At 62.4% G+C, this 22,810-nt stretch carries 22 protein-coding genes; 21 read left to right on the forward strand and 1 reads right to left on the reverse strand.

Annotated elements, in window-relative coordinates; translation table 11 throughout:
- Positions 1–77: 77 nt before the first annotated feature.
- The 12 genes from C7I85_RS19660 (at position 78) to C7I85_RS19715 (ending at position 13,604) form a co-directional block, all read left to right on the forward strand.
- On the forward strand, positions 78–3,593 hold the full coding sequence (locus tag C7I85_RS19660; RefSeq protein ID WP_106725706.1) for an SPOR domain-containing protein: 3,516 nt from the start codon (positions 78–80) through the stop codon (positions 3,591–3,593).
- Between the two features lie 139 nt (positions 3,594–3,732).
- On the forward strand, positions 3,733–4,752 hold the full coding sequence (gene nagZ / locus C7I85_RS19665) for a beta-N-acetylhexosaminidase (protein ID WP_106725707.1): 1,020 nt from the start codon (positions 3,733–3,735) through the stop codon (positions 4,750–4,752).
- A 72-nt stretch (positions 4,753–4,824) separates the two neighbouring features.
- Entirely contained in the window at positions 4,825–5,625 is an 801-nt protein-coding gene (locus C7I85_RS19670) for a segregation and condensation protein A (protein ID WP_106725708.1), read from the forward strand.
- Entirely contained in the window at positions 5,622–6,368 is a 747-nt protein-coding gene (gene scpB / locus C7I85_RS19675; protein ID WP_106725709.1) for an SMC-Scp complex subunit ScpB, read from the forward strand. The genes C7I85_RS19670 and scpB overlap by 4 nt, the downstream gene beginning before the upstream one ends.
- Before the next feature lie 32 nt (positions 6,369–6,400).
- Entirely contained in the window at positions 6,401–7,507 is a 1,107-nt protein-coding gene (locus C7I85_RS19680) for an ABC transporter ATP-binding protein (protein WP_106725710.1), read from the forward strand.
- A 36-nt stretch (positions 7,508–7,543) separates the two neighbouring features.
- The gene (locus C7I85_RS19685) at positions 7,544–7,777 is read left to right on the forward strand and encodes a twin-arginine translocase TatA/TatE family subunit (RefSeq protein WP_106725711.1); all 234 of its coding nucleotides are present in this window, start codon (positions 7,544–7,546) and stop codon (positions 7,775–7,777) included.
- 30 nt (positions 7,778–7,807) lie between these two features.
- Positions 7,808–8,551: a Sec-independent protein translocase protein TatB gene (gene tatB, locus C7I85_RS19690; RefSeq protein ID WP_106725712.1), complete on the forward strand. Its 744-nt coding sequence runs from the start codon at positions 7,808–7,810 to the stop codon at positions 8,549–8,551.
- Positions 8,548–9,420, forward strand: a complete 873-nt coding sequence (gene tatC / locus C7I85_RS19695; RefSeq protein ID WP_106725713.1) for a twin-arginine translocase subunit TatC — start codon at positions 8,548–8,550, stop codon at positions 9,418–9,420. Before tatB ends, tatC begins: the two co-directional genes overlap by 4 nt.
- Positions 9,421–9,479: 59 nt before the next feature.
- On the forward strand, positions 9,480–10,790 hold the full coding sequence (gene serS / locus C7I85_RS19700; RefSeq protein WP_106725714.1) for a serine--tRNA ligase: 1,311 nt from the start codon (positions 9,480–9,482) through the stop codon (positions 10,788–10,790).
- Entirely contained in the window at positions 10,790–11,548 is a 759-nt protein-coding gene (gene surE / locus C7I85_RS19705) for a 5'/3'-nucleotidase SurE (protein ID WP_106725715.1), read from the forward strand. The genes serS and surE overlap by 1 nt, the downstream gene beginning before the upstream one ends.
- Positions 11,545–12,198, forward strand: a complete 654-nt coding sequence (locus tag C7I85_RS19710; RefSeq protein ID WP_106725716.1) for a protein-L-isoaspartate(D-aspartate) O-methyltransferase — start codon at positions 11,545–11,547, stop codon at positions 12,196–12,198. The genes surE and C7I85_RS19710 overlap by 4 nt, the downstream gene beginning before the upstream one ends.
- A gap of 131 nt (positions 12,199–12,329) precedes the next feature.
- Positions 12,330–13,604, forward strand: a complete 1,275-nt coding sequence (locus C7I85_RS19715) for a M23 family metallopeptidase (RefSeq protein WP_106725717.1) — start codon at positions 12,330–12,332, stop codon at positions 13,602–13,604.
- Between the two features lie 92 nt (positions 13,605–13,696).
- On the opposite strand, the gene C7I85_RS19720 is transcribed toward C7I85_RS19715, so the two are convergent.
- Positions 13,697–14,572: an ATP-binding protein gene (locus C7I85_RS19720; RefSeq protein WP_106725718.1), complete on the reverse strand. Its 876-nt coding sequence runs from the start codon at positions 14,570–14,572 to the stop codon at positions 13,697–13,699.
- 335 nt (positions 14,573–14,907) lie between these two features.
- On the opposite strand from C7I85_RS19720, the gene yajC reads away from it, so the two are divergent.
- The 9 genes from yajC to map all read left to right on the forward strand — a co-directional run bounded on the left by yajC (position 14,908) and on the right by map (position 22,686).
- The gene (gene yajC, locus C7I85_RS19725; RefSeq protein ID WP_106725745.1) at positions 14,908–15,249 is read left to right on the forward strand and encodes a preprotein translocase subunit YajC; all 342 of its coding nucleotides are present in this window, start codon (positions 14,908–14,910) and stop codon (positions 15,247–15,249) included.
- 51 nt (positions 15,250–15,300) lie between these two features.
- Positions 15,301–17,856 carry a protein translocase subunit SecDF gene (secDF, locus tag C7I85_RS19730; protein WP_106725719.1) on the forward strand — a complete coding sequence of 852 codons (2,556 nt, stop codon included), beginning with the start codon at positions 15,301–15,303 and terminating at the stop codon, positions 17,854–17,856.
- A 3-nt stretch (positions 17,857–17,859) separates the two neighbouring features.
- A complete protein-coding gene (locus C7I85_RS19735) occupies positions 17,860–18,246 on the forward strand; it encodes an Mth938-like domain-containing protein (RefSeq protein ID WP_106725720.1) in 387 nt (128 codons plus the stop codon).
- 1 nt (position 18,247) lies between these two features.
- The gene (locus C7I85_RS19740; protein ID WP_106725721.1) at positions 18,248–19,105 is read left to right on the forward strand and encodes a phytoene/squalene synthase family protein; all 858 of its coding nucleotides are present in this window, start codon (positions 18,248–18,250) and stop codon (positions 19,103–19,105) included.
- Positions 19,106–19,186: 81 nt separating this feature from the next.
- Entirely contained in the window at positions 19,187–19,630 is a 444-nt protein-coding gene (locus C7I85_RS19745; RefSeq protein ID WP_106725722.1) for a hypothetical protein, read from the forward strand.
- On the forward strand, positions 19,617–20,546 hold the full coding sequence (locus tag C7I85_RS19750) for a sterol desaturase family protein (protein ID WP_106725723.1): 930 nt from the start codon (positions 19,617–19,619) through the stop codon (positions 20,544–20,546). Before C7I85_RS19745 ends, C7I85_RS19750 begins: the two co-directional genes overlap by 14 nt.
- A 292-nt stretch (positions 20,547–20,838) precedes the next feature.
- Positions 20,839–21,525, forward strand: coding sequence for an alpha/beta fold hydrolase (locus tag C7I85_RS19755; protein ID WP_106725724.1), 687 nt, complete (start codon positions 20,839–20,841; stop codon positions 21,523–21,525).
- A 164-nt stretch (positions 21,526–21,689) separates the two neighbouring features.
- The gene (locus C7I85_RS19760; protein ID WP_106725725.1) at positions 21,690–21,896 is read left to right on the forward strand and encodes a ParD-like family protein; all 207 of its coding nucleotides are present in this window, start codon (positions 21,690–21,692) and stop codon (positions 21,894–21,896) included.
- A 1-nt stretch (position 21,897) separates the two neighbouring features.
- Entirely contained in the window at positions 21,898–22,686 is a 789-nt protein-coding gene (gene map / locus C7I85_RS19765; RefSeq protein ID WP_106725726.1) for a type I methionyl aminopeptidase, read from the forward strand.
- The last annotated feature ends 124 nt before the right edge of the window (positions 22,687–22,810 follow it).

The following is a 22,810-nucleotide window of genomic DNA, read 5'->3' on the forward strand; positions in this document are numbered from 1 at the left end:
TGCCCACATTGCGCTGGTAAGGCCCAACCTTACGCGACGTACAACACGTCCGAATAGTGCGAGTTTCGGGAAAGAGTATGGCAGACAAAACCCAGCTGAGAGTTGCCGATCGGGAAGGTTTGTCGAACGATGATCCGTTCGCTGAACTTACCCGCATCATGGGATTTGATCCGCGCGAACCTGCCCGTCAGCCTGAACAGTCGTCGGCCGATAATATTCTTGGCGACGACTTCGGCATCGACCTCGAAAAGGAGTTGATGGGCGAGTTCGGCGATTTCGCTGAGCAGGGCGGGGAGGTTGTGGCCTACACCCCTGCCGAGCAGCGTCATGCTGCTTCTCAGGCGGCGGAGCCTGGTTACGAAGAGGCAGCCTACGAGGCCGAAACTGCCTACCAGCCTGCGTATCAGTCGGAGGCTGCCTACCAGCCGGCTTACGAGGCGGAACCTGCGCACGGGTCCGTCTACGAAGCTGAAACTGCGTATCAGCCTGCCTACGAAGCCGAACCCACTTACGAACCGGCCTCCGAAGCCGGTACCGCGTACGGATCTGCCTATGAGGCGGAAACTGCGCACGAATCTGCCTACGAAGCTGAAACTGCCTATCAACCTGCCTACAAAGCCGACGCCACATACGAACCCGCCTCCGAGGCTGGCACGGCATATGAGGCTACCTACCAGGCCGAGCCAGCGTACCAGCCCGCCTATGAGGCTGAAGCCTCTCACCAGCCTGCCTATGAGCCGGAATACGAGCAGGCGCCTCAGTACGAGCCCGCTGCCTACGCCGTAGAAGAGCCCATCGCTGACGCGTTCGATCAGGCCCTGGCCTCGTCGCAGGAAGACGAGTTCGCCATTAACGGCGATTGGCAGCCTGCCGAGGAAGTGGAGCAAGTTGCTGCGTACCAGGCGGACGAAGCTGTTCCGGCCTACGAGCCCGTTGCCTATGCCGAGCCCGTCGCCGCGCAGCACGCTCACCCGAATTACGCGGCCGAAGAAGATTTCGCCGCCGACTTCGATGCCGCGCTGGCTGAAGTCGACATGGATTTCACCGCTGCGCCTCTGGCGTCCGCCGGTGGCCCGACCTTCGAGCCCGAGCTTGATCTGGATGCTGAGCTTGAGCACCGGCTGCAGCAGGAAAGCGCACCCGAGCCCTTCGCCGAGCCTGAGGTGGCCGGCCCGAGCCTCGAGGACGAACTGAATGCCCTGCTCGGCAATATGTCGCCATCACATGCGGTGGCAGACGAGCCGGTTGCCTTCGCTGCGCCTGTCGTCGACGACTACGAGCCCGTCGCCCATTACGAGCCTGCTGCTCATTACGAGCCGGAGCTCGAGGCTGTCGATGTGGCTCCTGTCGCGTACCAAGACGAAACGCCGGCCTATCAGGAGGACGTAGCGGCGGTTGATCAGTTCGATCTCGATCTCGATCTCGCCGACGAAGATTTCCTGACCGAAACACCGGCCGCTCCGGTCGCTCGTTACGAGCCGGAGTTCGAGGCCGCCGATGCGGCCCCCGTCGCGTCGTACCAAGACGAAACTCCAGCCTATCAGGAGGACGTCGCGGCGACTGACGAATTCGATCTCGGTCTTTCCGACGAAGATTTTCTGGCCGAAGCACCGACCGCTCCTTCTATGGAGGCTTCCTATGCTGCGGGCCGTAGCGACTATGCCTATTCTCGCGGCAATTTCCGCGTGCAGTCGGCGGAAGATTATTATTCCGCTCCGGTAGCGGCCTATGAGGCGCCCGTTGAAGCCGAAGAACCGGCAGTCGAACCTGTCGCATATGCGCCCGAACCGGAATTCGTGCCGGCCGCAGAGGCCGAAGTCGAGCCCGACTTCGATCTGAGCTTCGACGATGATGATTTCGATGCGGCCTTCGCCAAATCCATCGAGGAGCCGGCTTCCTATGCCGACGAGACCGATGGCGCGGAACAGCCGAAGGCGGAAGCCGCTGAAGAAGACGATCCATACACTGAGCTCGCAGCCCTGACGCAGTCCTTTGCGTCGGCGCCCCCCGCAGCCCCCTCCTGGAACCCAGATGCCGCGCCAGCCGCGGAGCAATCGAACTCGCAGTATGAGCAGATGAGCTACGACCGAACCCAGCATTCGACTTCGGGTTTTGACGACTATCCCGATATCGAGACCGTGGATGTGCCAGAACAGGCTGTTGCCCTGGCCGACGACCTCGATCTGCCTGAACTGACCTTCGAAGAGGATGTGCCGACGGTTGCCGCATATGATGACATCGATGCGGAATTTGCGAGCCTTCTCAATGATATGAATGCGCCTGAGCCGGCCGCTCCGGAGCCTGCGAAGCCGGCTGCGCCGGTGGATGACTTTGCCGCGGATTTCGAGCGCGAATTCCAGCTCGAAGACCCAACCTATCAGTCCGGCAGCTACGCCTATCCGGCGGCGGCCGCCGCTGGTGCGGTTGCAACTGCCGCCGCCTTCGGCGCCGCTGCCCCGCGCTCGGCCTATGCCCAGCCCGTCAGCACGGCCTCGGCCGCAGGCGACATGTTCGGCTCTGCGGCGCACGGCCAGCAGCAGCCCGGCTTCGAATACGACCCCGATCTCGATGACGAGATGAGCCTGCCCGCCTATGGCGAAGCGGAAGAGGCTCGCCGTCCGCAGCGTCGCGGCATGCTGATCGCCGCGATCATCGGCGGCGTGGTGGTCCTCGGCGGTGTCGGCGCCTTTGCCCTGTCGCGTGGCGGCGTGGGTTCGGGCGCGCCGGCCATCATCAAGGCGGATGACGGTCCGGTGAAGGTGCGTCCGGAGAATCCGGGTGGCACCGCGGTCCCGAACCAGGACAACAAGGTCTACGAGACAGTCGCGCGTACGCCCTCCAGTGAGCCTACCCAGCAGAAGCTCGTGACGACAGCCGAGACGCCGGTCGACATGACTGCCCAGGAAGCTCCGCTCGACGACGAAGAGACCATTGTCGGCAGCGATGAGACGATGCCGATGGGCAAGTCGGAAGACCGGATACAGCAGGCGATCCAGGACGACACCGCTCCAGCGCAGAATACTGAAGTGGCCGCAGTTGCGCCGCGCAAGGTCCGTACGATGGTCGTCAGGGCTGACGGCACGCTGGTGCCCCGCGAAGATCCGGCTCCTGCTCTTGCGCCCGCTGTTGCAACCAATCCGGCACCGGCTGCTGCAACTCCTGCAGCCGCACCTGCGGAACCGGTTCCGGCTGAGGCCGCCGCGCCCAAGCCGGCTTCGAAGCCGCAGCCTTCGGCTACGCCGGCCTCGGTGGCGGTTGCTCCGACGCGCCCGTCCGATCAGCCCGTCGACGTCGTCGGCGAGGTAAAGCCGGATAAGGTCGCGGCGCTGAACGCCAATGCCGGCGCAGCGGGCGAATGGGCGATGCAGATTGCTTCCCAGCCGAGCGAGGCCGCCGCACAGTCGTCCTACCAGGACCTGCTGCGCAAGTATGGCAACGTGCTGAACGGTCACCCGGCCAACGTCGTCAAGGCTGAGATTGCCGGCAAGGGAACGTTCTGGCGCGTCCGCGTGCCCGCACCGACCCGCAACGATGCCATCGCGCTGTGCGAAAGCTACAAGGCAGCGGGCGGCAGCTGCTTCGTCTCGAAGTAAGGGCTAGCCCTGGCCGAGGCATTGAGATCGAAGACCGGCGCAACCCGCCGGTCTTTGCATTTGAACCGTCGACAAACGCTGGCTTGGCTCGAAAGTGGGCGGATTCCCACGGCTGTTAGGTTGATCTAGTCTGGAAACCATGACCGAATCAAAATCGATGATTCTCGGCTGCGCCGGGAAAACGCTCACCCAGGACGAAATCCGCTTCTATGGCGATGAGCGTCCCTGGGGTTTTATCCTGTTTGCCCGCAATGTCGGCGAGCCGGAGCAGATCCGCGATCTCGTGGCCGCAATGCGCGACAGCGTCGGGCGGCCGGATGCGCCGGTGTTCATCGACCAGGAGGGCGGACGCGTGCAGCGGCTGCGCCCGCCGCTTGCGCCCAACTATCCGGCCGGAGCCGCCATTGGCGAGCTCTATAAGCGTGATCGGGAGGCGGGGCTGCGAGCGGCTTGGCTGCTTTCGCGTCTGCACGCCTTCGATCTGTCGGGCTTGGACATCACGGCCGACTGTTTGCCGGTGCTCGACGTTCCGATCGAAGGCGCAAGCGACGTCATCGGCAGTCGCGCCTATGGCAAGAACCCGGAGACCGTTACCGCGCTTGGCAAGGCCGCTGCCGAAGGCCTGCTGGCCGGCGGCGTTCTGCCCGTAATGAAACATGTTCCCGGCCATGGCCGCGCATTCTCGGACAGCCATCTGGAGCTGCCGACCGTCCATACGCCGATCGAGGAATTGCGCGCCCATGATTTCGCCCCGTTCAAGGCGCTTAATCATCTGCCGGCCGCGATGACGGCGCATGTGGTCTATGCAGCGATCGACCCGAATGGTCCGGCAACCACATCGGCCAAGGTGATCAAGGATATCGTGCGTGGCGAGATCGGCTTTGACGGTCTTCTGATCAGCGATGATACCTCGATGAAGGCACTTTCTGGGGATTTCCCCTCGAAAGCGGCTTCGATCCTTGCGGCGGGATGCGATCTCGTCCTTCACTGCAATGGCGTGATGGAAGAAATGGCGGGCATCGCATCGCGCACGACTGCGCTCGAAGGCAAATCGCTGGAGCGCGCCGAACGCGCCCTGACATACATAAACCAGCGTGACGCAGCCGACGAGGCGGCGGTTCGCGCAGAGTTCGCAACCTATTTCGAGGCCGCAGCATAGGAGCGCCGGCCTCAGGGAGAAGGCACAAAGTTGGCGGAAGCCTCTGACAGCCGGGCCCCCAAGGCCGCACCGATGGACCGCCTTTGGGCGGACAACGACGAGTCTCGCGGCGTTAGCGAGCCGGCGCTGCTCATCGATATTGCCGGCTTCGAAGGTCCGCTCGACCTGCTCCTGCACCTCGCGCGCAACCAGAAGGTCGATCTTTCGCGGATCTCGATCCTGGCGCTGGCCGAGCAGTATCTGACCTTCGTTGACAGCGCGCGGGCCGTGCGGCTCGAACTGGCCGCCGACTATCTCGTCATGGCGGCCTGGCTCGCCTTCCTGAAATCCAAGCTTCTCATTCCCAAGCAGGCTGACGACGAGGGCGAGAGCGGCGAAGAACTGGCCGCCGTGCTGCAATTCCGTCTCAAGCGGCTGGAAGCGATGCGTGACGCTGCTGCCCGGCTGGTCAATCGCAACCGGCTTGGCCGCGATGTCTTCGCTCGCGGCATGCCCGAACTGGTGGTGGTGGAGAAGCGCAACGAATATTCTGCCTCGCTCTACGATTTGCTCACGGCATACGCGATCCAGCGGCAAAGGCGCGCGATCACCAATGTGCGCATTGCCCAACGCGGCGTGTGGTCCCTCAAGCAGGCGCGCGACATCCTCACCCGCCTGGTCGGCGAGTTCAAGGAGTGGACCGCGCTCGACCAGTTCCTGATCTCCTATCTCACGACGCCGGAAGAGCGGGCGACGGCAATTGCCAGCTCGTTCGCGGCGACGCTTGAGCTGGTGCGTGAGGGGCATCTTGAAGTCAGGCAGCAGGATGCGTTTTCGCCGCTCTACCTGCGCAGCCGCACACCCGCCGAAAAACTTCCCGAAGGTGCGTCATGAGCGAAAACAGCGCCGACGCAAACGTCATTCCCTTCATGATCGACGACGAAGCCGGCGAGGATGCGGGCGAGGGCAGTTCCGCCGCGCGCCTCTCCTTCAACGAGGCCGCACGCATGGCCGAGGCGCTTGTGTTTGCGAGTGCGGAGCCGGTCAGCGAGCGGGCACTTGCCGCCCGCCTTCCGGAGGGCGTGGACGTGCGCGCCACGATGCTGGAGCTCCAGCAGATCTATTCGAGCCGTGGCGTCAATCTCGTGCGCGTCGCCGATTCCTGGGCGTTCCGCACCGCCGGTGACCTTGCCTTCCTGATGAGCCGCGATGCGGTGCAGCAGAAGAAGCTGTCGCGTGCGGCCATGGAGGTCCTGGCCATCATCGCCTACCACCAGCCGGTGACCCGCGCGGAGATCGAGGAAATCCGCGGCGTGGAAACCTCGAAAGGCACGTTGGACACGCTTCTGGAAACCGATTGGGTCCGTATGCGCGGCAGGCGACGCACGCCCGGCCGGCCCGTCACCTATGGCACGACCGACAAGTTCCTCGATCATTTTGCGCTGGAGGAAATCCGCGATCTGCCCGGCATGGAGGAACTCAAGGGGGCAGGGCTCCTGTCGGCGCGTATGCCCTCGAACTTCGCAATCCCTCTGCCGCCGTCCGATCTCGACCTGCTGACCGACGACGAAGATCCGTTGACCGATGTCGATCTCGAGGAACTTGGGCTGTTGACACCTCGTGCGCTGGATGATTGAGCAGTGCCAAGCGCGCCAGGGGCTGTGTTTACGTGAAGACTGAGACTGCGCAGACGGCAAATCGTGTGAGTGCGGGCGTTACATTCGCCGCACGCCTCGCTTTCGAAAATATCTGCCATTCCTTTGAAACCGGGGCGGAGACCCTTCGCGACGTTTCGCTGACGGCAGAACCGGGCGAGGTACTGTGCCTGCTCGGGCCTTCGGGTTCCGGCAAGACCACGCTTTTGCGCATCGCCGCCGGCATCGAGGCGCAGACGAGTGGGCGCGTGCTGCTCAACGAGCGCGAAATTGCTGGTCCCAATGTGTTCCTGCCGCCGGAAAAGCGCTCGATCGGGCTGGTTTTCCAGGATTTCGCGCTGTTTCCGCATCTGACCATTCTGGACAATGTACGCTTCGGCCTGACCGCGCTGTCGGCGGAGGAAGCGCGTAGCGAGGCGATGATCGCGCTGTCGCGCGTCGGCCTCGCCCACTATGCGGGGTCCTATCCGCATGTCCTGTCGGGCGGCGAGCAGCAGCGTGTGGCGCTGGCGAGAGCGCTTGCGCCCCGACCTGCCGTTCTCCTGATGGACGAACCGTTTTCGGGCCTTGATTCCCGGTTGAAGGACAATGTGCGCGCCGAAACGCTGGCCATACTGCGCGAAAGCCGTGCGACGGCCATTGTCGTCACCCATGATGCGGAAGAGGCCATGCGCATGGCCGACCGCATCGCTCTTCTGAAGGGCGGCAAGCTGGTGCAGACCGGAAGTGCCGAAGAGCTCTATCTCAGGCCGGCGAATCTTTTCGTCGCAGGCTTCTTCTCCGAACTGAATGTCTTCGAAGGGCGCGTGCGCGATCAATTCGTCGATACGCCAGTCGGCAAGGTGGCCGCGCCCGGCATTCAGGACGGTTTGGCGGCCAGCGTCGCGGTGCGGCTGACCGGGTTTGACGTCAACGAAACGGCCGGAGAGGTGCAGGCGCGGATTCTGTCGCGTCGCTTCCTCGGTGTCGTGGAATTGCTCGAACTTGCCGTTCCGGGCGCCGAGGTTCCGGTGCGTGCGCGTATACGCTGCGGCGCATTGTCAGCAAAAGCACGTGACATCTGGCTTTCCTTGCGCAAGTCTGACGTACTTCTGTTTGAAACACAGCGTGAAAACGCATAGATCAATCCCCAGGAAATCGTACGAGAGAGAGTTACCATGGGTTCCTTTTCGATTTGGCACTGGCTCATCGTGCTGGTAGTCGTGCTGCTGCTGTTCGGCCGCGGCAAGATACCGGAGCTGATGGGCGACATGGCCAAGGGCATCAAGAGCTTCAAGAAGGGCATGTCCGACGAGGATGACGACGAGAACGTCAAGAACGTCGACGCCCGCACTGTGGAGCATCGTGCCGACGAAACCGTCCAGACGAAGGAAAAGACCAGCAAGAGCTGAGGTGCTTTCCGCTAGTCGGGTTGGGTAAACATGTTTGATATCGGCTGGAGCGAATTGCTCGTGATCGCGATCGTCATGATCGTGGTTGTCGGGCCCAAGGACTTGCCGCGCATGCTGCGCACGTTCGGCAAGACGACTGCGAAACTGCGGGCCATGGCCGGCGATTTCCAGAGGCAGTTCAACGAGGCGCTCAAGGAGGCGGAGCTTGACGACGTCAAGCGGTCCATCGACGACCTGCGCAGCTTGAACCCGACTGAGCAGATCAAAAAGCAGCTCAACCCCTTCGAGCAGGCGGCTGCCGACGTTCGCTCCGGGCTTGATTCTATCAAGCCGGCGTCATCTCCGGCTCCGGCACCCGCAACTGATGCGGCACAGCCAGCGGAACCCCTGAAAGGGGGCGCCACGGCAATGCCCGGCGTCGCCGGACCGGAGGCGACGGCCGCCTCGCCGGTAAATCCGGAACCCGTTCAGGTCGCGGCAGCTTCGGCCCAGCCGGAGCCTGCGCCTGCAAGGACAAGCAAGGCAAAGGCGGCGCCCAAGGCAGCTGCCAAAGCGTCGGCGACTAAGCCTGCCTCTTCCAAGGCCGCCGAAACCAAGAAGGTTGCCAAGGCTCCGGCTGCAAAGCCCGCAGCCGAGGCTGCCGCAAAGCCCGTGGCCAAGGCTGCGGCAAAGCCCGCGACCAAGATCGCCGCGCCGAAATCCACGAAGAGTGCGGCAGCCGCCGAAAAGGCTAAGCCCGTCACCAAGAAAACATCAGCTGGAAGCGCCAAGTGAGCGAACGGGACGACGAAATCGAAAAATCATCGGCGCCGCTGATCGAACATCTGATCGAACTGCGGAAGCGACTCATCTGGTGTCTTGGAGGGTTCTTCGTGGCCTTCCTCGCCTGCTTCTTCGTTGCCAAGCATTTGTTCAACCTGCTGGTCGTCCCCTTCAAGTGGGCGACGGCCTGGGCCGGGCTCGACCCGCACAAGGTCGAGCTGATCTATACCGCGCCGCAGGAGTTCTTCTTCACGCAGATCAAGCTGGCCATGTTCGGCGGTATCGTCATCGCCTTTCCGCTGATTGCCGCGCAGATCTATAAATTCGTCGCGCCCGGCCTTTATCGCAACGAGCGTCGCGCATTCCTGCCGTTCCTGATCGCTTCGCCCGTCCTGTTCCTGATGGGCGCATCGCTGGTCTACTTCTTCTTCACCCCGATGGTGATGTGGTTCTTCTTGACGATGCAGCAGGCGGGAACTGACAGTCAGGTCCAGATTTCGCTGCTGCCGAAGGTTTCGGAATATCTCAGCCTCATCATGACGCTGATCATCTCCTTCGGTCTTGTGTTCCAGCTTCCAGTGGTCACCACGCTGATGGCGCGTGTGGGCCTTGTTTCGGCCGATGCGCTTGCCAGCAAGCGCAAATGGGCGATCGTTCTTGCCTTCGTCGTTGCTGCTGTGCTGACGCCGCCGGATCCGGTGAGCCAGATCGGCCTTGCCCTTCCCACTATCCTTCTTTACGAGGTTTCCATCTGGACCGCCCGGATGATCGAACGGAGTCGCGAACAGGAACGCGTGGCGCGTGAGAAAAAGGAAGCCGCCGAAGCAGTGAGCGAGAAAGCTTCGCTGCAAGGTTCAGGCGACGGTAACGCCCCAAGCTGAGCGCCTTTCGATCCGCCGTCGCGGTCGTGATCTAACTCATTACTGCGACGGACCTTGTCATGCTTGATATCAAATGGATTCGCGAGAACCCCAAAGCCCTCGTTGATGCGTTGGTGAAGCGCGGCCAGTCGTCTGACGCCGCGCAGGCGACGGTCGAGGATCTGCTGCTTAAGGACGAGATGCGCCGCGCGCATCTTGGCGAGCTGCAGGTCAAGCAGGAGCGTCGCAATGCCGCCTCCCGCGAAATCGGCAACGCCATGCGCAATGGCGATTCCACCTTGGCCGATCAGCTCAAGACCGAAGTCGCCGACATCAAGACCTTCATTCAGAATGGCGAGGCGCGCGAGCGCGACCTGGACAAGGCGCTGAACGATGCGCTGGCGGTCGTGCCGAACGTGCCGCTGGACGACGTTCCGGTGGGCGCCGACGAGCACGACAATGTCGAGCTGCGCAAGGTCGGGCAGATCGCGCCGCGCCCGAATTGGGTGAAGGAGCACTTCGAGATCGGCGAAGCGCTCGGCCTGATGGATTTCGAACGGGCCGCAAAGCTCTCCGGCAGCCGCTTTACGATCCTCAAGGGCCAGCTTGCGCGGCTCGAGCGCGCGCTCGGCCAGTTCATGATCGACCTGCACACCACCGAGCACGGCTACACCGAAGTGCAGCCGCCGCTTCTGGTGCGCGATGAGGTGCTGTTCGGCACCAACCAGCTGCCCAAATTCGAGGAAGATCTGTTCTTCACCCCGCACGGCGATAGCCGGCTCGGGCTAATCCCCACCGCCGAGGTGCCGCTGACCAACCTGGTGCGCGAGGAAATCCTCAACCAGGAAAAGCTACCGCTGCGCATGACGGCGTTGACGCCGTGCTTCCGTTCCGAAGCGGGTTCGGCCGGACGCGACACGCGCGGCATGCTGCGCCAGCACCAGTTCTACAAGGTCGAGCTGGTGTCGATCACCGATGCCGAAAGCTCGATTGCCGAGCATGATCGCATGACGCAATGCGCGGAAGAGGTGTTGAAGCGTCTTGAGCTGCCGTTCCGCACCGTGGTTCTATGCACGGGCGACATGGGCTTTGGCGCGCGCAAGACCCACGACATCGAGGTTTGGCTGCCCGGCCAGAACACCTATCGCGAAATCTCGTCCTGCTCGGTCTGCGGCGACTTCCAGGCCCGCCGCATGGATGCGCGCTATCGCGTGAAGGAAGAGAAGGCGACCCGCTTCGTGCACACGCTGAACGGCTCCGGTACTGCCGTCGGCCGCGCGCTGATTGCGGTGCTCGAAAATTACCAGAACGAGGATGGCAGCGTAACCATTCCTGAAGTTCTGCGTCCTTACATGGGCGGTGCGACGAAGATCGAGGCGAACCGGTCCTGATGCGTATCCTTCTGACCAACGACGACGGCATTCATGCCGAGGGCCTTGCTTGTCTTGAGCGCATTGCCCGCACGATCTCGGACGACGTCTGGGTTGTTGCGCCGGAAACCGACCAGTCGGGCTTCGCGCACTCGCTCTCGATTTCGGAACCGCTGCGCCTGCGCAAGATCGACGACCGGCACTATGCGGTCCGCGGCACGCCCACCGATTGCGTCATCATGGGCGTGCGCAAGGTCATGCCCGAGCCGCCGGATCTCATCCTGTCCGGCGTCAACTCCGGTTCGAACCTCGCCGACGACGTGACCTATTCGGGCACTGTGGCCGGCGCGATGGAAGGAACGCTGCTAGGCATCCGTTCGATCGCCTTGAGCCAGGCCTACAATGTCGTGGAGCAGACCCGCATCGTGCCTTGGGAGACGGTGGAAAGCCTGGCGCCGGCTTTGCTGCACAAGCTTCTGAAGATCGACCTGCCTGCGGGCGTCTTCCTCAACGTGAATTTTCCGAACTGCCCGCCGGAGGAAGTGGAAGGTCCTGCGATCACCAGCCAGGGCAAGCTGGTTCACAGCCTGTGGCTGGACGAGCGCGCCGATGGCCGTGGGTTCCCTTACTACTGGCTGCGTTTCGGCCGCGAAGCGCCGGAATTGAAGGAAGGCACGGACCTTCATGCGGTGAGAAGCAAGCGCGTCTCCGTTACGCCGCTGAAGCTTGATCTCACCGCCTACGAAATTCGGGATCAGCTGACGAAGGCGCTGGAATGAATCTTTCCAATGATGACCGCGAGGGTTTCGCTGCTTTTCTCTTGAGATTGCGCGGACGCGGCATCGTCCCGAAAGACATGATCACGGCATTCGAGGCGACGCCGCGACGGGCCTTCATTCCTTCGCAATGGCAAAACATTGCATGGTCGGATCGCATGATCCCGATTGAGTGCGGCGAGACCATGGAAGGCGCCGATCTGCAGGCGTCGGTCATCGCCGCTCTTGGCATCGAGCCGACCAGCCGCGTTCTGGAGATCGGAACCGGCTCCGGCTACACGGCGGCGGTCATGTCTCGGCTTGCGGCGCGCGTCGTGACGGTCGATCGCTATAAGACATTGACCGAGCAGGCCAAGCAGCGCTTCGAAGCGCTTGGCATCACCAATGCCTTCGTGCGCCAGACGGACGGTTCCAACGGCCTGCCGGGCGAGGGGCCATTCGACCGTATCGTGGTCTGGGCCTCCTTCAATAGCCTGCCGCGCCCGTTCGTGGATCAGTTGTCCAGCGGCGGCACCATGGTCGCGCCGATCGGACCCGACGAGGGCGAGCAACTCATGTCCAAGCTCAACAAGCTCGGCAGCCGCTTCGAGCGCGAAGACATCGGCGTTGTGCGCTTCCAGCCCATCGCCCAGGGCGTCGCTGCCGCCATTTGACCCGCCGGATGGCGGTCCCCCAACGTCGCGATACGAATCGTTACCGCAGGCCTTCGGCGTCTTAACCGACCAGTAACATTAACGCGCTTTAATCATGGCCAGTTTCGGTTGTGGTTACGCGGGTTATTGCGATGCGGTTCAGTATTTTAGCCAAGAACGAACGCATTTTGGTGCGCGGCGCGGCCGTTTTCCTGCTCGCCGGCATGGCAGCCGGCTGCAGTTCCGGCGTTGCGCGATTCGGTGGCGGCGGTATCGACGACATCTTCACGGCGTCGACGCCAAATCAGCGCCAGATCATCAGGCAGAATCAGCCTTATCCGGGCGACACGCAGGTGGCTCCGATCGCCAGCGCAGAGACCATGCCGGTGACGCGCGGCACGCTGACGCCGGTGTCGTCCCAGCCGCTTCCGCCTCCGGTCTCGCCAGGGCAGCCCGCGCCGGTGGCCTCGAATACGATCCAGCCGGCACCGGTCGTGAGCCATGTCGACCAGACGGTTGCCGGAACCGTCAAGCCGCTCGCTCCCGCCCATGATACGAAGATGGCGGAGGCCAAACCCTTGGCCGGTGCGAAGGGCAATCCGTCGACCAACAAGGTTTCCGGTCTCGGGGCTCCGGAAGGCACTCTTGGCGTGCTGCCGCACGGTGAAAGCGCCCAGCCGGCAAGCTCTGCCAACAACAATGCCAAGGCAGCGGTCGCGGCCGGCACCTACAAGGTGCAGCAAGGCGATACGCTCACCAAGATCGCCAAGAGGAACGGTGTCACCCCCGAGGCCCTGAAGGCTGCCAACGGCATGAACGACGGCACCGTTCGTCTCGGCCAGACGCTGCGCATCCCTGCGGCCGGTGCTCCGGCTGCCCCGACCACCGTGGCGGCTGCCGCGCCGGTCCGGGACCCGGTCGTGACGAGTTCTGCCCCCGCCAAGTCTGAAAACAACGACGCTTCGAAGATGGCTTCCTACACGCCGCCGAAGAAGAGCGACAAGGTCATCGAGCAGGCTGAGGAGGTTGCCGCGATTGCCCCGGATTCGACCGGCATCGGCAAGATGCGCTGGCCGGTGCGCGGCCGCGTCATCTCCGCCTATGGCAAGGGTGGTGGAAAGGCCAATGACGGCATCGACATCCAGGTGCCGGAAGGAACCTCGGTCAAGGCTGCCGAGAACGGCGTCGTCATCTACGCTGGCGATGGGCTGAAGGAGTTCGGCAACACCGTTCTGGTGCGCCACGAGAACGGCCTGGTCACCGTCTATGGCCATGCCAGCGAGCTGAAGGTGAGCCGCGGCGAAAAGGTCAAGCGCGGTCAAGAGCTCGCCCTGTCGGGCATGAGCGGCAGCACCGACTCGCCGAGGCTGCATTTCGAGGTGCGCAAGAACTCCACCCCGGTCAATCCGTCCACCTATCTCGAATAGGGACGAGAAGACGCACGGCGACTTGGCGATCCAGAATCGAAAAAACCCGCCCGATGGGCGGGTTTTCTGTTTGACGCAGAAGGCGTTGCGGATCAGTCCTTGAGCGGCTGGCACAAGCGTCCCGCCAGGTCCTGGATGAACTGCCATGCGACGCGACCAGACCGGGCGCCGCGCGTCGTCGCCCATTCCAGCGCATCCGCGCGCAATGCATCGGGCTCGATCTTAAGCTCGTGATAGCGGACATAGCCGTCGATCATATCCAGATATTCGTCCTGCGAGCATTTGTGGAAGCCGAGCCACAGGCCGAATCTGTCGGACAGCGACACCTTTTCCTCGATTGCCTCGGAGGGGTTGATCGCGGTCGAACGCTCGTTGTCGATCATGTCGCGCGGCAGGAGGTGCCGCCGGTTCGAGGTTGCGTAGAAGATCACGTTGTTCGGCCGCCCCTCGACACCGCCTTCCAGTGCCGCCTTCAGCGACTTGTAGGAGGTATCGTCGTGGTCGAAGGACAGGTCGTCGCAGAACAGGATGAAGCGGAAAGGCGCCGTCTTCAGGATCCCCATCAGCTTCGGCAGCGTGTCGATGTCCTCACGATGGATCTCGATCAGCTTCAGCGGCGTCTCGTCCTGGCGCGCGGCGTTGATCGCGGCATGGGTGGACTTGACCAGCGACGACTTACCCATGCCGCGTGCGCCCCAAAGGAGTACATTGTTGGCCGGGAGGCCGGCGGCAAAGCGTTCGGTGTTGTCGACCAGGATGTCGCGCACCCGGTCCACGCCGCGGATCAGGCCGATATCGACGCGATTGACGCGATGGACAGGCTCCAGAAAGCCGGGATTGGCGGCCCAGACGAAACAATCGGCCGCGTTGAGATTCGATTGGGGCACAGGATCTGGAGCCAGCCGGCCGACGGCCTCGATCAGGCGGTCGAGTTTCTGGGTCAGAACTTCGAGGGTATTTTCAGTCATTTCCGCGTTCCGCAATCAGATGAACACTTGTTCGGAGCGACATGTGGTTAGATTGAATCAGCCGCGCTCGTAACAAGATAGTTAGCGCACGAATCCGCAGCCGCTCGTGCAGATGAACTTGCCCGTTTCAGTGCAGGAACCTGCTGAAAACCAGCGCTGGTCGCTGATTCAATCTAACCACATGGCCCCGAAGGCTGTAACATGCGCACTGAGCCTGGGAAAGCGGTTGTCCGGACTGCCTGCGCGGTTGCAAAGGTAGCTCCAACCACTATATTCCGCGCAACTTTCGCAAAGGGGCTCGCGGCGAGCTCTCCCACTATTTTCAGGAGTTTATGATGTTCGTGACACCGGCATACGCCCAAGGCACTACCGGCGCCAGCCCCGACATGTTGATCAGCGTTCTGCCGTTTGTCCTGATCTTCGTCATCATGTACTTCCTGATCATCCGTCCGCAGCGCCAGCAGCTCAAGAAGCGCGGTGAATTGCTTGCTGCGATTCGTCGGGGCGACACGGTCGTCACCGGCGGCGGGCTCATCGGCAAGGTTACCAAGGTGGTCGACGACAACGAACTCGAAGTCGATCTCGGCAACGGCCTCAAGGTGACTGCGCTCCGTTCCACGATCGCAGATGTTCGTGTTAAAGGTGAACCGGTCGCCAACCAGAACGCGAAGAAGTAGCGCGCCTTCCGGCGCGGGTTTTTCGCAGGCCGCCTGAACCGACGGGACACGATGCTATATTTCTCGCGCTGGAAAACTCTTTCGATTTGGTTCGTCATTGCGTTGGGGCTGCTGTTTGCAGCCCCAAATCTGTTTTCGCGCTCGACGCTCGATGCCCTGCCGGACTGGCTGCCCAAGCGGGCGCTGACGCTCGGTCTCGATCTTCAGGGCGGCTCGCATGTCGTCCTTGCGATCGATCGCGACGATCTGGTCAATGAGACACTGGCCGCCGCACGCGACCAGATCCGCACCGCCCTTCGCGATGCCGGGATCGGCTATACCGGCCTTTCCACGAGCGGCAGGGTGGTCGAGCTTCGCATTCGCGAGGCCAACGAGGTCGACAGGGCCAAGGAATCTCTAGCCTCTCTCACCCAGCCCGTGCAGACGGGCCTGTTCGGCTTCAAGTCCGTGACGGAAATGAGCCTTGGCGAGCCCGAACCGGGCCTGCTGCGCTATACGCTCACCGACGCGGGTCTCGACTACCGCATGAGACTTGCTCAGGAACGTTCGGTCGAGGTCATTGGGCGGCGCATCGAAGAGTTCGGCACGGCGGGGCCGATTATCCAGCGCCAGGGCAAGGACCGCGTTTCGGTGCAGGTTCCAGGCCTGCAGGACCCGCAGCGCCTGAAGGATATCCTCGGTCAGACCGCCAAACTCAGCTTCCGGATGGTCGACCAGAGCGCTCCGGTGCAACAAGCTGTGGCAGGCCACCCGCCATTGGGTTCGTCTGTCGTCTATTCCTACGATGATCCGCCGGTTCCTTACCTGATCGAAGACCGTGTCATCGTCTCCGGCCAGAACCTGGTCGATGCCAAGGCGACTATCAACGAGCAGACGAAGGAGCCGACCGTCTCCTTCACGCTCGATCAGGCGGGGGCTGAGAGCTTCGGCAAGGCTACCAAGGAAAATGTCGGGCGCCTGTTTGCCATCGTTCTCGACAATCAGGTGCTTTCGACGCCGCAAATCCGCGAGCCGATCCTGACCGGCACCGGAAACATTGCCGGAAATTTCACGGAGCAAAGCGCCAGCGATCTCGCAATGCTGCTGCGCGCTGGCGCGCTGCCGGCAAACCTGACCATAGTCGAGGAGCGCTCGGTCGGGCCGAGCCTGGGAGCCGACTCCATCGCAGCTGGCGAGTTTGCCGCCGTGATCGGCGGCATTCTGGTCCTGGCATTCATGATTGCGGCCTATGGCAGCCTCGGCATCATTGCCGATCTGGCGCTCGCGGCGAATGTCGTGCTCATCATCGCCATTCTTTCGGCGTTTGGCGCCACGCTGACCATGCCCGGCATCGCCGGTATCATCCTGACCATCGGTATGGCCGTGGACTCAAACGTGCTCATCTATGAGCGCGTCAGGGAAGAGCGCCGTGAGGGCAAGTCGCTCGTGCAGGCGCTCGACGCCGGATTCTCGCGCGCTGCGGCTGCCGTCATCGATGCCAATGTCACGACGTTCATCGCCGTGCTCATTCTGTTCTTCCTTGGCTCCGGCCCGGTGCGCGGCTTTGCGGTTACCGTTGCCATTGGCATCGTCACGACCATCTTCACCGCCTTCACGCTGACGCGTTGGCTCGTGTCGGCCTGGTTGCGTGCAGCAAAGCCGAGGGAGATTTCCCGCGGCTTGATCCGGCTGGTGCCGGAGCGCTCGGCGGTGCCGTTCATGAATATGCGTAAATATGCCTTCGCCCTGTCTGCCGTCGTGTCGGTCGGGGCAGCCGTCATGTTCATGACCAAGGACCTGAACTACGGCGTCGACTTCGTCGGCGGCTCGCTGATCGAGATAAAGGCCAAGGACGCGGAAGCCGATCCGGCCGATGTGCGTGCCCGGCTGAGCGAACTCAATGTCGGCGAGGTCCAGGTCCAGGAATTCGGCTCCAAGCGGGATCTCCTGATCAAGCTCGCCTCGCAGGGCGGCGGCGACAATGCCGAGCAGTCCGCGGTCGAGAAGGCCCGCATGGAACTCGAAGACGACTATGATTTCCGCCGCGTGGAGGTCGTCGGGCCGACAGTTTCCAACGAACTCGCCAAGGCTGGAACCTGGGCGGTGTTGGCGGCGCTGGCGGCGATGCTGGTCTACATCTGGTTTCGCTTCGAGTGGCACTTCGCCCTGGGTGCAGTGGTTTCGACGCTGCACGACGTGATCGCGATGGCGGGCCTATTTGTCGTGGCGGGTATCGAGTTCAATCTCGCGAGCATCGCGGCAATTCTCGTAACCGTCGGCTATTCGATCAACGACACGATCGTGGTCTACGACCGCATTCGCGAGAACCTGCGCAAGCACCGCAAGATGCCGATGCGCGAGCTGATCGATCTTTCGCTCAACCAGACCCTTTCGCGCACCGTGCTGACCGGCGTGACGACGCTTCTGGCGCTGGGCGCGCTCTATATCTTCGGCGGCGAGGTCATCAGTTCCTTCACCTTCGCCATGATCTTCGGTGTGCTCTTCGGCACCTATTCGTCGATCTTTGTGGCTGGCCCGCTGTTGATTTTGTTCAAGCTGCGACCCGATATGTTCGATAATGACGACACGGCTCGGGCCTCGACGGTCGCGCAACCCGCAAAGCTTTGATTCATGGCAGGCATTGTTATCCGAGAAGCGCATTTCCCCGGTCGGGCTCCGATCGAGGCCTATGGCAATGGTGGATTCCGCTTCGCCGACATGTCGCACCGCGGCTCGCTCTTGTGCCTGCCGTCGGGAATCTATGGCTGGGAGCCGGCGAGCCCGCCAGCGCTTTCGGTAGATGATTTCGCGCGCGTTCTGGCTGAGGCGGCGGAAATCCAGATCCTGCTCGTCGGCACGGGCACCGATCTGCGTCCGCTGCCAGCTGCCCTGCGCACAGCACTTCGCGAGGTCCACATCTCGGCCGACCCGATGTCGACCGGCGCTGCAGTGCGCACCTACAACGTGCTTTTGGCCGAAGACCGGGCGGTTGCCGCCGCATTGATTGCCGTCGATTGACATGGAAGAACACACCAAGATCGTGATGGAGGCGGTGCGGACCGCCGACCGCGACCGCTATCTCAGTGCGCTTTATGCGCCGGAAGACAAGCGGCCGGCTTTGTTTGCGCTCTACGCCTTCAACGCGGAGATCGCCGGGGTACGCGACCGCATCCGCGAGGCGTTGCCGGGCGAGGTGCGCCTGCAATGGTGGCGAGACGTTCTTGCCGCCGGCAACATGCAGGCTGCCGCCGGCCATCCGGTGGCGGAAGCGCTGATTGGGGCGATCGACACCTACGGCTTGCCGGTAGAGGCGCTACAGAACTATCTCGATGCGCGGATTTTCGATCTCTATGACGACCCCATGCCGTCGCGAAATGACCTCGAAGGCTATTGCGGCGAGACGGCGGGGGCCATCATTCAGTTGGCCGCAATGATCCTCGAGCCGGAGGCGGCGCCGAGCTTTGCAAACCTTGCCGGACACGCCGGCTGTGCTCAGGCCATGACTGGTCTTCTGCGCCTGCTGCCACACCACCGCGCACGCGGCCAATGCTTCGTGCCGAGGGACATTCTTTCCGCAGTGGGCTCGTCGCCGGAAGAGTTTGTCTCGGGCGACGGCGGGGCAGGGATGTCCGGGGCGCTGGCTGCTATGATCGCGCTTGCCGCCGAGCATCTTGCCGCCTTCGAACGCGGCGCGCGGGAACTGCCTGCCAGCCTGCGTCCGGCCTTCTTGCCCGTGGCTCTGACGGGGGCCTATCTCGCACGGTTGCGCAAGATGGGAAGGGAGGCTGCAACCGTTCCAGCTGAAATCGCCGCCTGGCGCCGGCACGCGATCTTGTTTCGCCACGCGGCGCGCGGTTGGAAGTCGAATCACATTTGACGTAAACGTCAACTATGTTACTCCTCTTGCATTGCCGTCTCCGTGAGGGGAGCGCGGCCCTTGGGAGGGGAAATTCGGCTCATGAGCCTGCCGGTCCTTGTCGCCATTGTGGTGGTCGGGATAGCTCTGTGCGTTGCCGCCGTACATTTCACCGGCGGCAGCAAGCAGGCGACGCTTGCCGCCGAGGATGATGCCATCCGCCGCTTCGCCGAGGATTTTCCGGACGAAACGATTTTCACGGTTCGACTGACCGAGGATCGGCGAACGGCATTTCTGGTCCTAGATGGCGATCGAACGGGCATTGTCCGGGCCATCGGCGACCGGTTCCTCACGCGCATCGTCACGCCGCCAGACATCGCTTCGATAGAGTTCGGACGGCCCGCCATGCTGTCGATCCGCTTCAAGGATTTCACCTGGGGCGGGGGCCAGTTTGCGTTCGGCGCAAGCCATGATGCCGGCGCGGTGCTCCAGGCGCTTGGCGGCGGCGCATTTTCCGGGGAGGGGCGTAAAAATGGAAAGCTATGATTTTCCGCAAGTAACGCAACTCGCCATTCCCTTCTTTGTCCTGGCGATCCTGATCGAACTTTGGCTCGTCCGCACAGGGCGGGCCAAGGGTTCGTTCGAAACGCGCGACACGCTGACGAGCCTGATGATGGGCACCGGAAATGTCGTTGCCGGCCTGTTGCTCGGCTTCGTCTCCTACGCTGCGTTGCTGTGGGTGTGGCAGTTCCGCTTCTTCGACCTTGGCCTGTCGCCTTGGGTTTTCGTCGCGGCCTTCCTGCTCGATGATCTGCGCTACTACTGGTACCACCGTATCGCCCACCGCGTGCGCTGGGTGTGGGCCGAGCACGTGAACCATCATTCGAGCCAGCACTACAATCTCTCCACCGCGCTGCGTCAGAGCTGGACGGGGCTGTTCACCGGCATGTTCGTGCTGCAGGCGCCCCTGGTGCTGCTCGGCTTCCACCCCGCGGTGATCGCTTTCGTCTACGGCTTCAACCTGGTCTGGCAGTTCTGGATCCACACCGAGACGATCGGCCGGATGTGGGGTTGGTTCGAGTTCATCTTCAACACCCCCTCGCATCACCGGGTACACCACGCCACCAATGCGCGTTATCTCGATGCGAACTATGCGGGCACGCTAATCATCTGGGACCGCATGTTCGGCACCTTCGTGGAGGAAGTGCCCGAGGACCAGCCGCGCTATGGCATTGTCAGGAACATCGGCACCTTCAATCCGCTGAAGGTCGCCTTCCACGAGTGGATCGGCATGTTCCGCGACGCCTTCGCGCCGGGACTGACGATTCGCCAGCGTGTCGGCTATCTGTTCCAGCCGCCTGGCTGGAGCCACGACGGATCGCGCAAGACCTCCGAGGACCTCAAGGCCGACTACGTGCGCCGCAACCCCGTCGAGGCGGGTAAGCCGGGGCTTACGGGTTAAAATTCGCACCGCTCGTCGGACCCAACCTCTGCTCAGTTGCCAACATCGAAGATGGTTCTCCGAAGCGGCCATTCTAGGCTGCACCGGGGAGCATTGAACGCGTTCCGTTGGAACCGGCCAGCCCATCCTACGTTTGGGAGAATTCGCTGGAACGGCGGCAGTCTCGACACAGTCGAATGACGCCCCTCGTTGCAGAGCCTTCCTAACTGAACATCTGAATTGGCCTCGAGAAGCCTGACAGGTCGCACATCATGACGTCAGAAGCAGTTCACACCAATCAAAGGAGACGACAATGGCCAAACCAAGTATCGTTTTCGCGCATGGCTTGTGGGCCGACGGCTCTTGCTTCAGCAAATTGATCCCAACGTTGCAGGCAGAGGGCCACGAAGTGATGGCATCCCAGCATGGCCTCGACTCGCTCGCGACCGACGTCGCCGCCGTGAAGGCTTGCCTGGGCCGGGTCAGCAGCCCGGTAATCCTGGTCGGGCACTCCTATGGCGGCACGCTCATCACGCATGCCGGGACTGATCCGCGCGTTGCCGGGCTCGTCTATATCGCTGCCCTGGCCCCGGACGACGACGAGACCTCGCAGAGCCAGCAGGCAAAATTCCCGACGACCGATGTGTTCGCGCATATCGAGGTGACAGACGGACGCATTTGGCTAAAGCCCAGCGGGGTCACTTATTTCGCGGGCGACCTGCCTGAGGCGGAGCAGAAGCTCGTCTATGCGACGCAGGGCGTGCCAGTGCCGGACCTGTTCAACCAGAAGGCCGAAGGCACGGCATGGAAGACAAAGCCGAGCTGGTTCATCGTGGCCGCCAACGACCATACCGTCCATCCCGATCTGGAACGCTCGGCAGCGAAGCGAATGGGAGCCACCACGTTCGAAGCCGAGAGCAGCCATGTTCCGATGCTTTCCAAGCCCGGTTTCGTCCTTGACGTGATCCGCAAGGCCGCAAGCGCGGTTCAGAAGAGCTAGCCGCAACTGCCGATTGGGTTCTGAATGGACATGGGAGAGACCGTGGCGATGCGGTCTCTCTATCTCCGCAAACGCATGTCCACTGCGTCTTTCCAGCATCCGATTGACCGGACGACATACGAAACATATATGGTTCGTATGTTTTTTAGCTTTGAGAGACGTTCATGGGCATCGTGAAAATCGACGAGGATCTGCATGAGGAAGCCCGTCGGGCCAGCACCGTGATGTGCCGGTCCATAAATGCGCAAGCCGAGTTCTGGATGAAGATCGGCATGCTGGCTGAAGCCAATCCAACCCTGTCCTTCAACGATATCGTGAAGATGCAGTTCGCGGCGGCGCATGTGCGTGTCGCGGATTTGGCGGACGCCTGACATGGTCAAGACCCGGGATGAACTGGCGCTGATGCGCGTATCGGGCAAGCTGCTGGCGTCCGTCTTCGAGATGCTGGACGGGCAGGACCTCGCCGGCATGTCGACGCTGCAGGTCAACGATCTGGTCGACCGCTTCATCACCAGGGACCTCGCCGCCCGTCCGGCCAGCAAGGGGCAATATGGCTTCAAATATGTCCTGAACTGCTCGATCAATCATGTCGTTTGCCACGGCGTGCCCGGCCCGGACGAGATCATCCGTGACGGCGACATCGTCAACTTCGACATTACGCTCGAAAAAAACGGCTTCATCGCCGATTCGAGCAAGACCTACCTGGTCGGCAATGCCCCGAGCGCCGCGAGGCGGCTCGTGCGGGTCGCCCAGGAGGCGATGTGGAAAGGCATCAGGCAGGTCCGGCCCGGAGCCCATCTGGGCGACATCGGCTACGCGATCGAACGCCATGCCAAACGGAACGGCTATTCGATTGTGCGGGAATATTGTGGGCATGGCATCGGCCGCGAGATGCACGAGGAACCGCAGGTGCTCAATTTCGGACGGCCAGGAACGGGCTTGAAGCTGCGCGAGGGCATGGTCTTCACCATCGAGCCGATGGTCAACCAGGGCACCCGCAGGGTCTCGACCGAGAGCGACGGCTGGACGGTAGTGACCAACGACCGAAAACTCTCCGCCCAATTCGAGCATACGGTTGCCGTCACCGGGACTGGTGTCGAAGTCTTGACCCTGCGCCGCGACGAGACGCCAATGCTGGAAAGCAGATTGTCCGCCCATTAAAAAAGATCGGATGATTGGGGCTCCCGTGGCGCTCCCGCTGCGGGGGTGACAGGATTTCAATCTGCGGGCAGGCTCCTCAAGCTTAACTGGTCAAGGAGCCATGCCCATGGATCTGTTCGTCGGT

This window comes from Pseudaminobacter soli (ex Li et al. 2025), assembly GCF_003012705.1.
GTDB classification, from domain to species: domain Bacteria; phylum Pseudomonadota; class Alphaproteobacteria; order Rhizobiales; family Rhizobiaceae; genus Pseudaminobacter; species Pseudaminobacter soli.

Coding starts and splice junctions, on each gene's coding strand:
- C7I85_RS19755 (WP_106725724.1), top strand. CDS start 20,839: ATGGCCAAACCAAGTATCGTTTTCGCGCATGGCTTGTGGGCCGACGGC.
- tatB (WP_106725712.1), top strand. CDS start 7,808: ATGTTTGATATCGGCTGGAGCGAATTGCTCGTGATCGCGATCGTCATG.
- C7I85_RS19715 (WP_106725717.1), top strand. CDS start 12,330: ATGCGGTTCAGTATTTTAGCCAAGAACGAACGCATTTTGGTGCGCGGC.
- C7I85_RS19710 (WP_106725716.1), top strand. CDS start 11,545: ATGAATCTTTCCAATGATGACCGCGAGGGTTTCGCTGCTTTTCTCTTG.
- C7I85_RS19670 (WP_106725708.1), top strand. CDS start 4,825: ATGGACCGCCTTTGGGCGGACAACGACGAGTCTCGCGGCGTTAGCGAG.
- nagZ (WP_106725707.1), top strand. CDS start 3,733: ATGACCGAATCAAAATCGATGATTCTCGGCTGCGCCGGGAAAACGCTC.
- C7I85_RS19740 (WP_106725721.1), top strand. CDS start 18,248: ATGGAAGAACACACCAAGATCGTGATGGAGGCGGTGCGGACCGCCGAC.
- map (WP_106725726.1), top strand. CDS start 21,898: ATGGTCAAGACCCGGGATGAACTGGCGCTGATGCGCGTATCGGGCAAG.
- yajC (WP_106725745.1), top strand. CDS start 14,908: ATGTTCGTGACACCGGCATACGCCCAAGGCACTACCGGCGCCAGCCCC.
- C7I85_RS19745 (WP_106725722.1), top strand. CDS start 19,187: ATGAGCCTGCCGGTCCTTGTCGCCATTGTGGTGGTCGGGATAGCTCTG.
- C7I85_RS19750 (WP_106725723.1), top strand. CDS start 19,617: ATGGAAAGCTATGATTTTCCGCAAGTAACGCAACTCGCCATTCCCTTC.
- scpB (WP_106725709.1), top strand. CDS start 5,622: ATGAGCGAAAACAGCGCCGACGCAAACGTCATTCCCTTCATGATCGAC.
- C7I85_RS19660 (WP_106725706.1), top strand. CDS start 78: ATGGCAGACAAAACCCAGCTGAGAGTTGCCGATCGGGAAGGTTTGTCG.
- C7I85_RS19760 (WP_106725725.1), top strand. CDS start 21,690: ATGGGCATCGTGAAAATCGACGAGGATCTGCATGAGGAAGCCCGTCGG.
- secDF (WP_106725719.1), top strand. CDS start 15,301: ATGCTATATTTCTCGCGCTGGAAAACTCTTTCGATTTGGTTCGTCATT.
- C7I85_RS19685 (WP_106725711.1), top strand. CDS start 7,544: ATGGGTTCCTTTTCGATTTGGCACTGGCTCATCGTGCTGGTAGTCGTG.
- surE (WP_106725715.1), top strand. CDS start 10,790: ATGCGTATCCTTCTGACCAACGACGACGGCATTCATGCCGAGGGCCTT.
- serS (WP_106725714.1), top strand. CDS start 9,480: ATGCTTGATATCAAATGGATTCGCGAGAACCCCAAAGCCCTCGTTGAT.
- C7I85_RS19735 (WP_106725720.1), top strand. CDS start 17,860: ATGGCAGGCATTGTTATCCGAGAAGCGCATTTCCCCGGTCGGGCTCCG.
- C7I85_RS19720 (WP_106725718.1), bottom strand. CDS start 14,572: ATGACTGAAAATACCCTCGAAGTTCTGACCCAGAAACTCGACCGCCTG.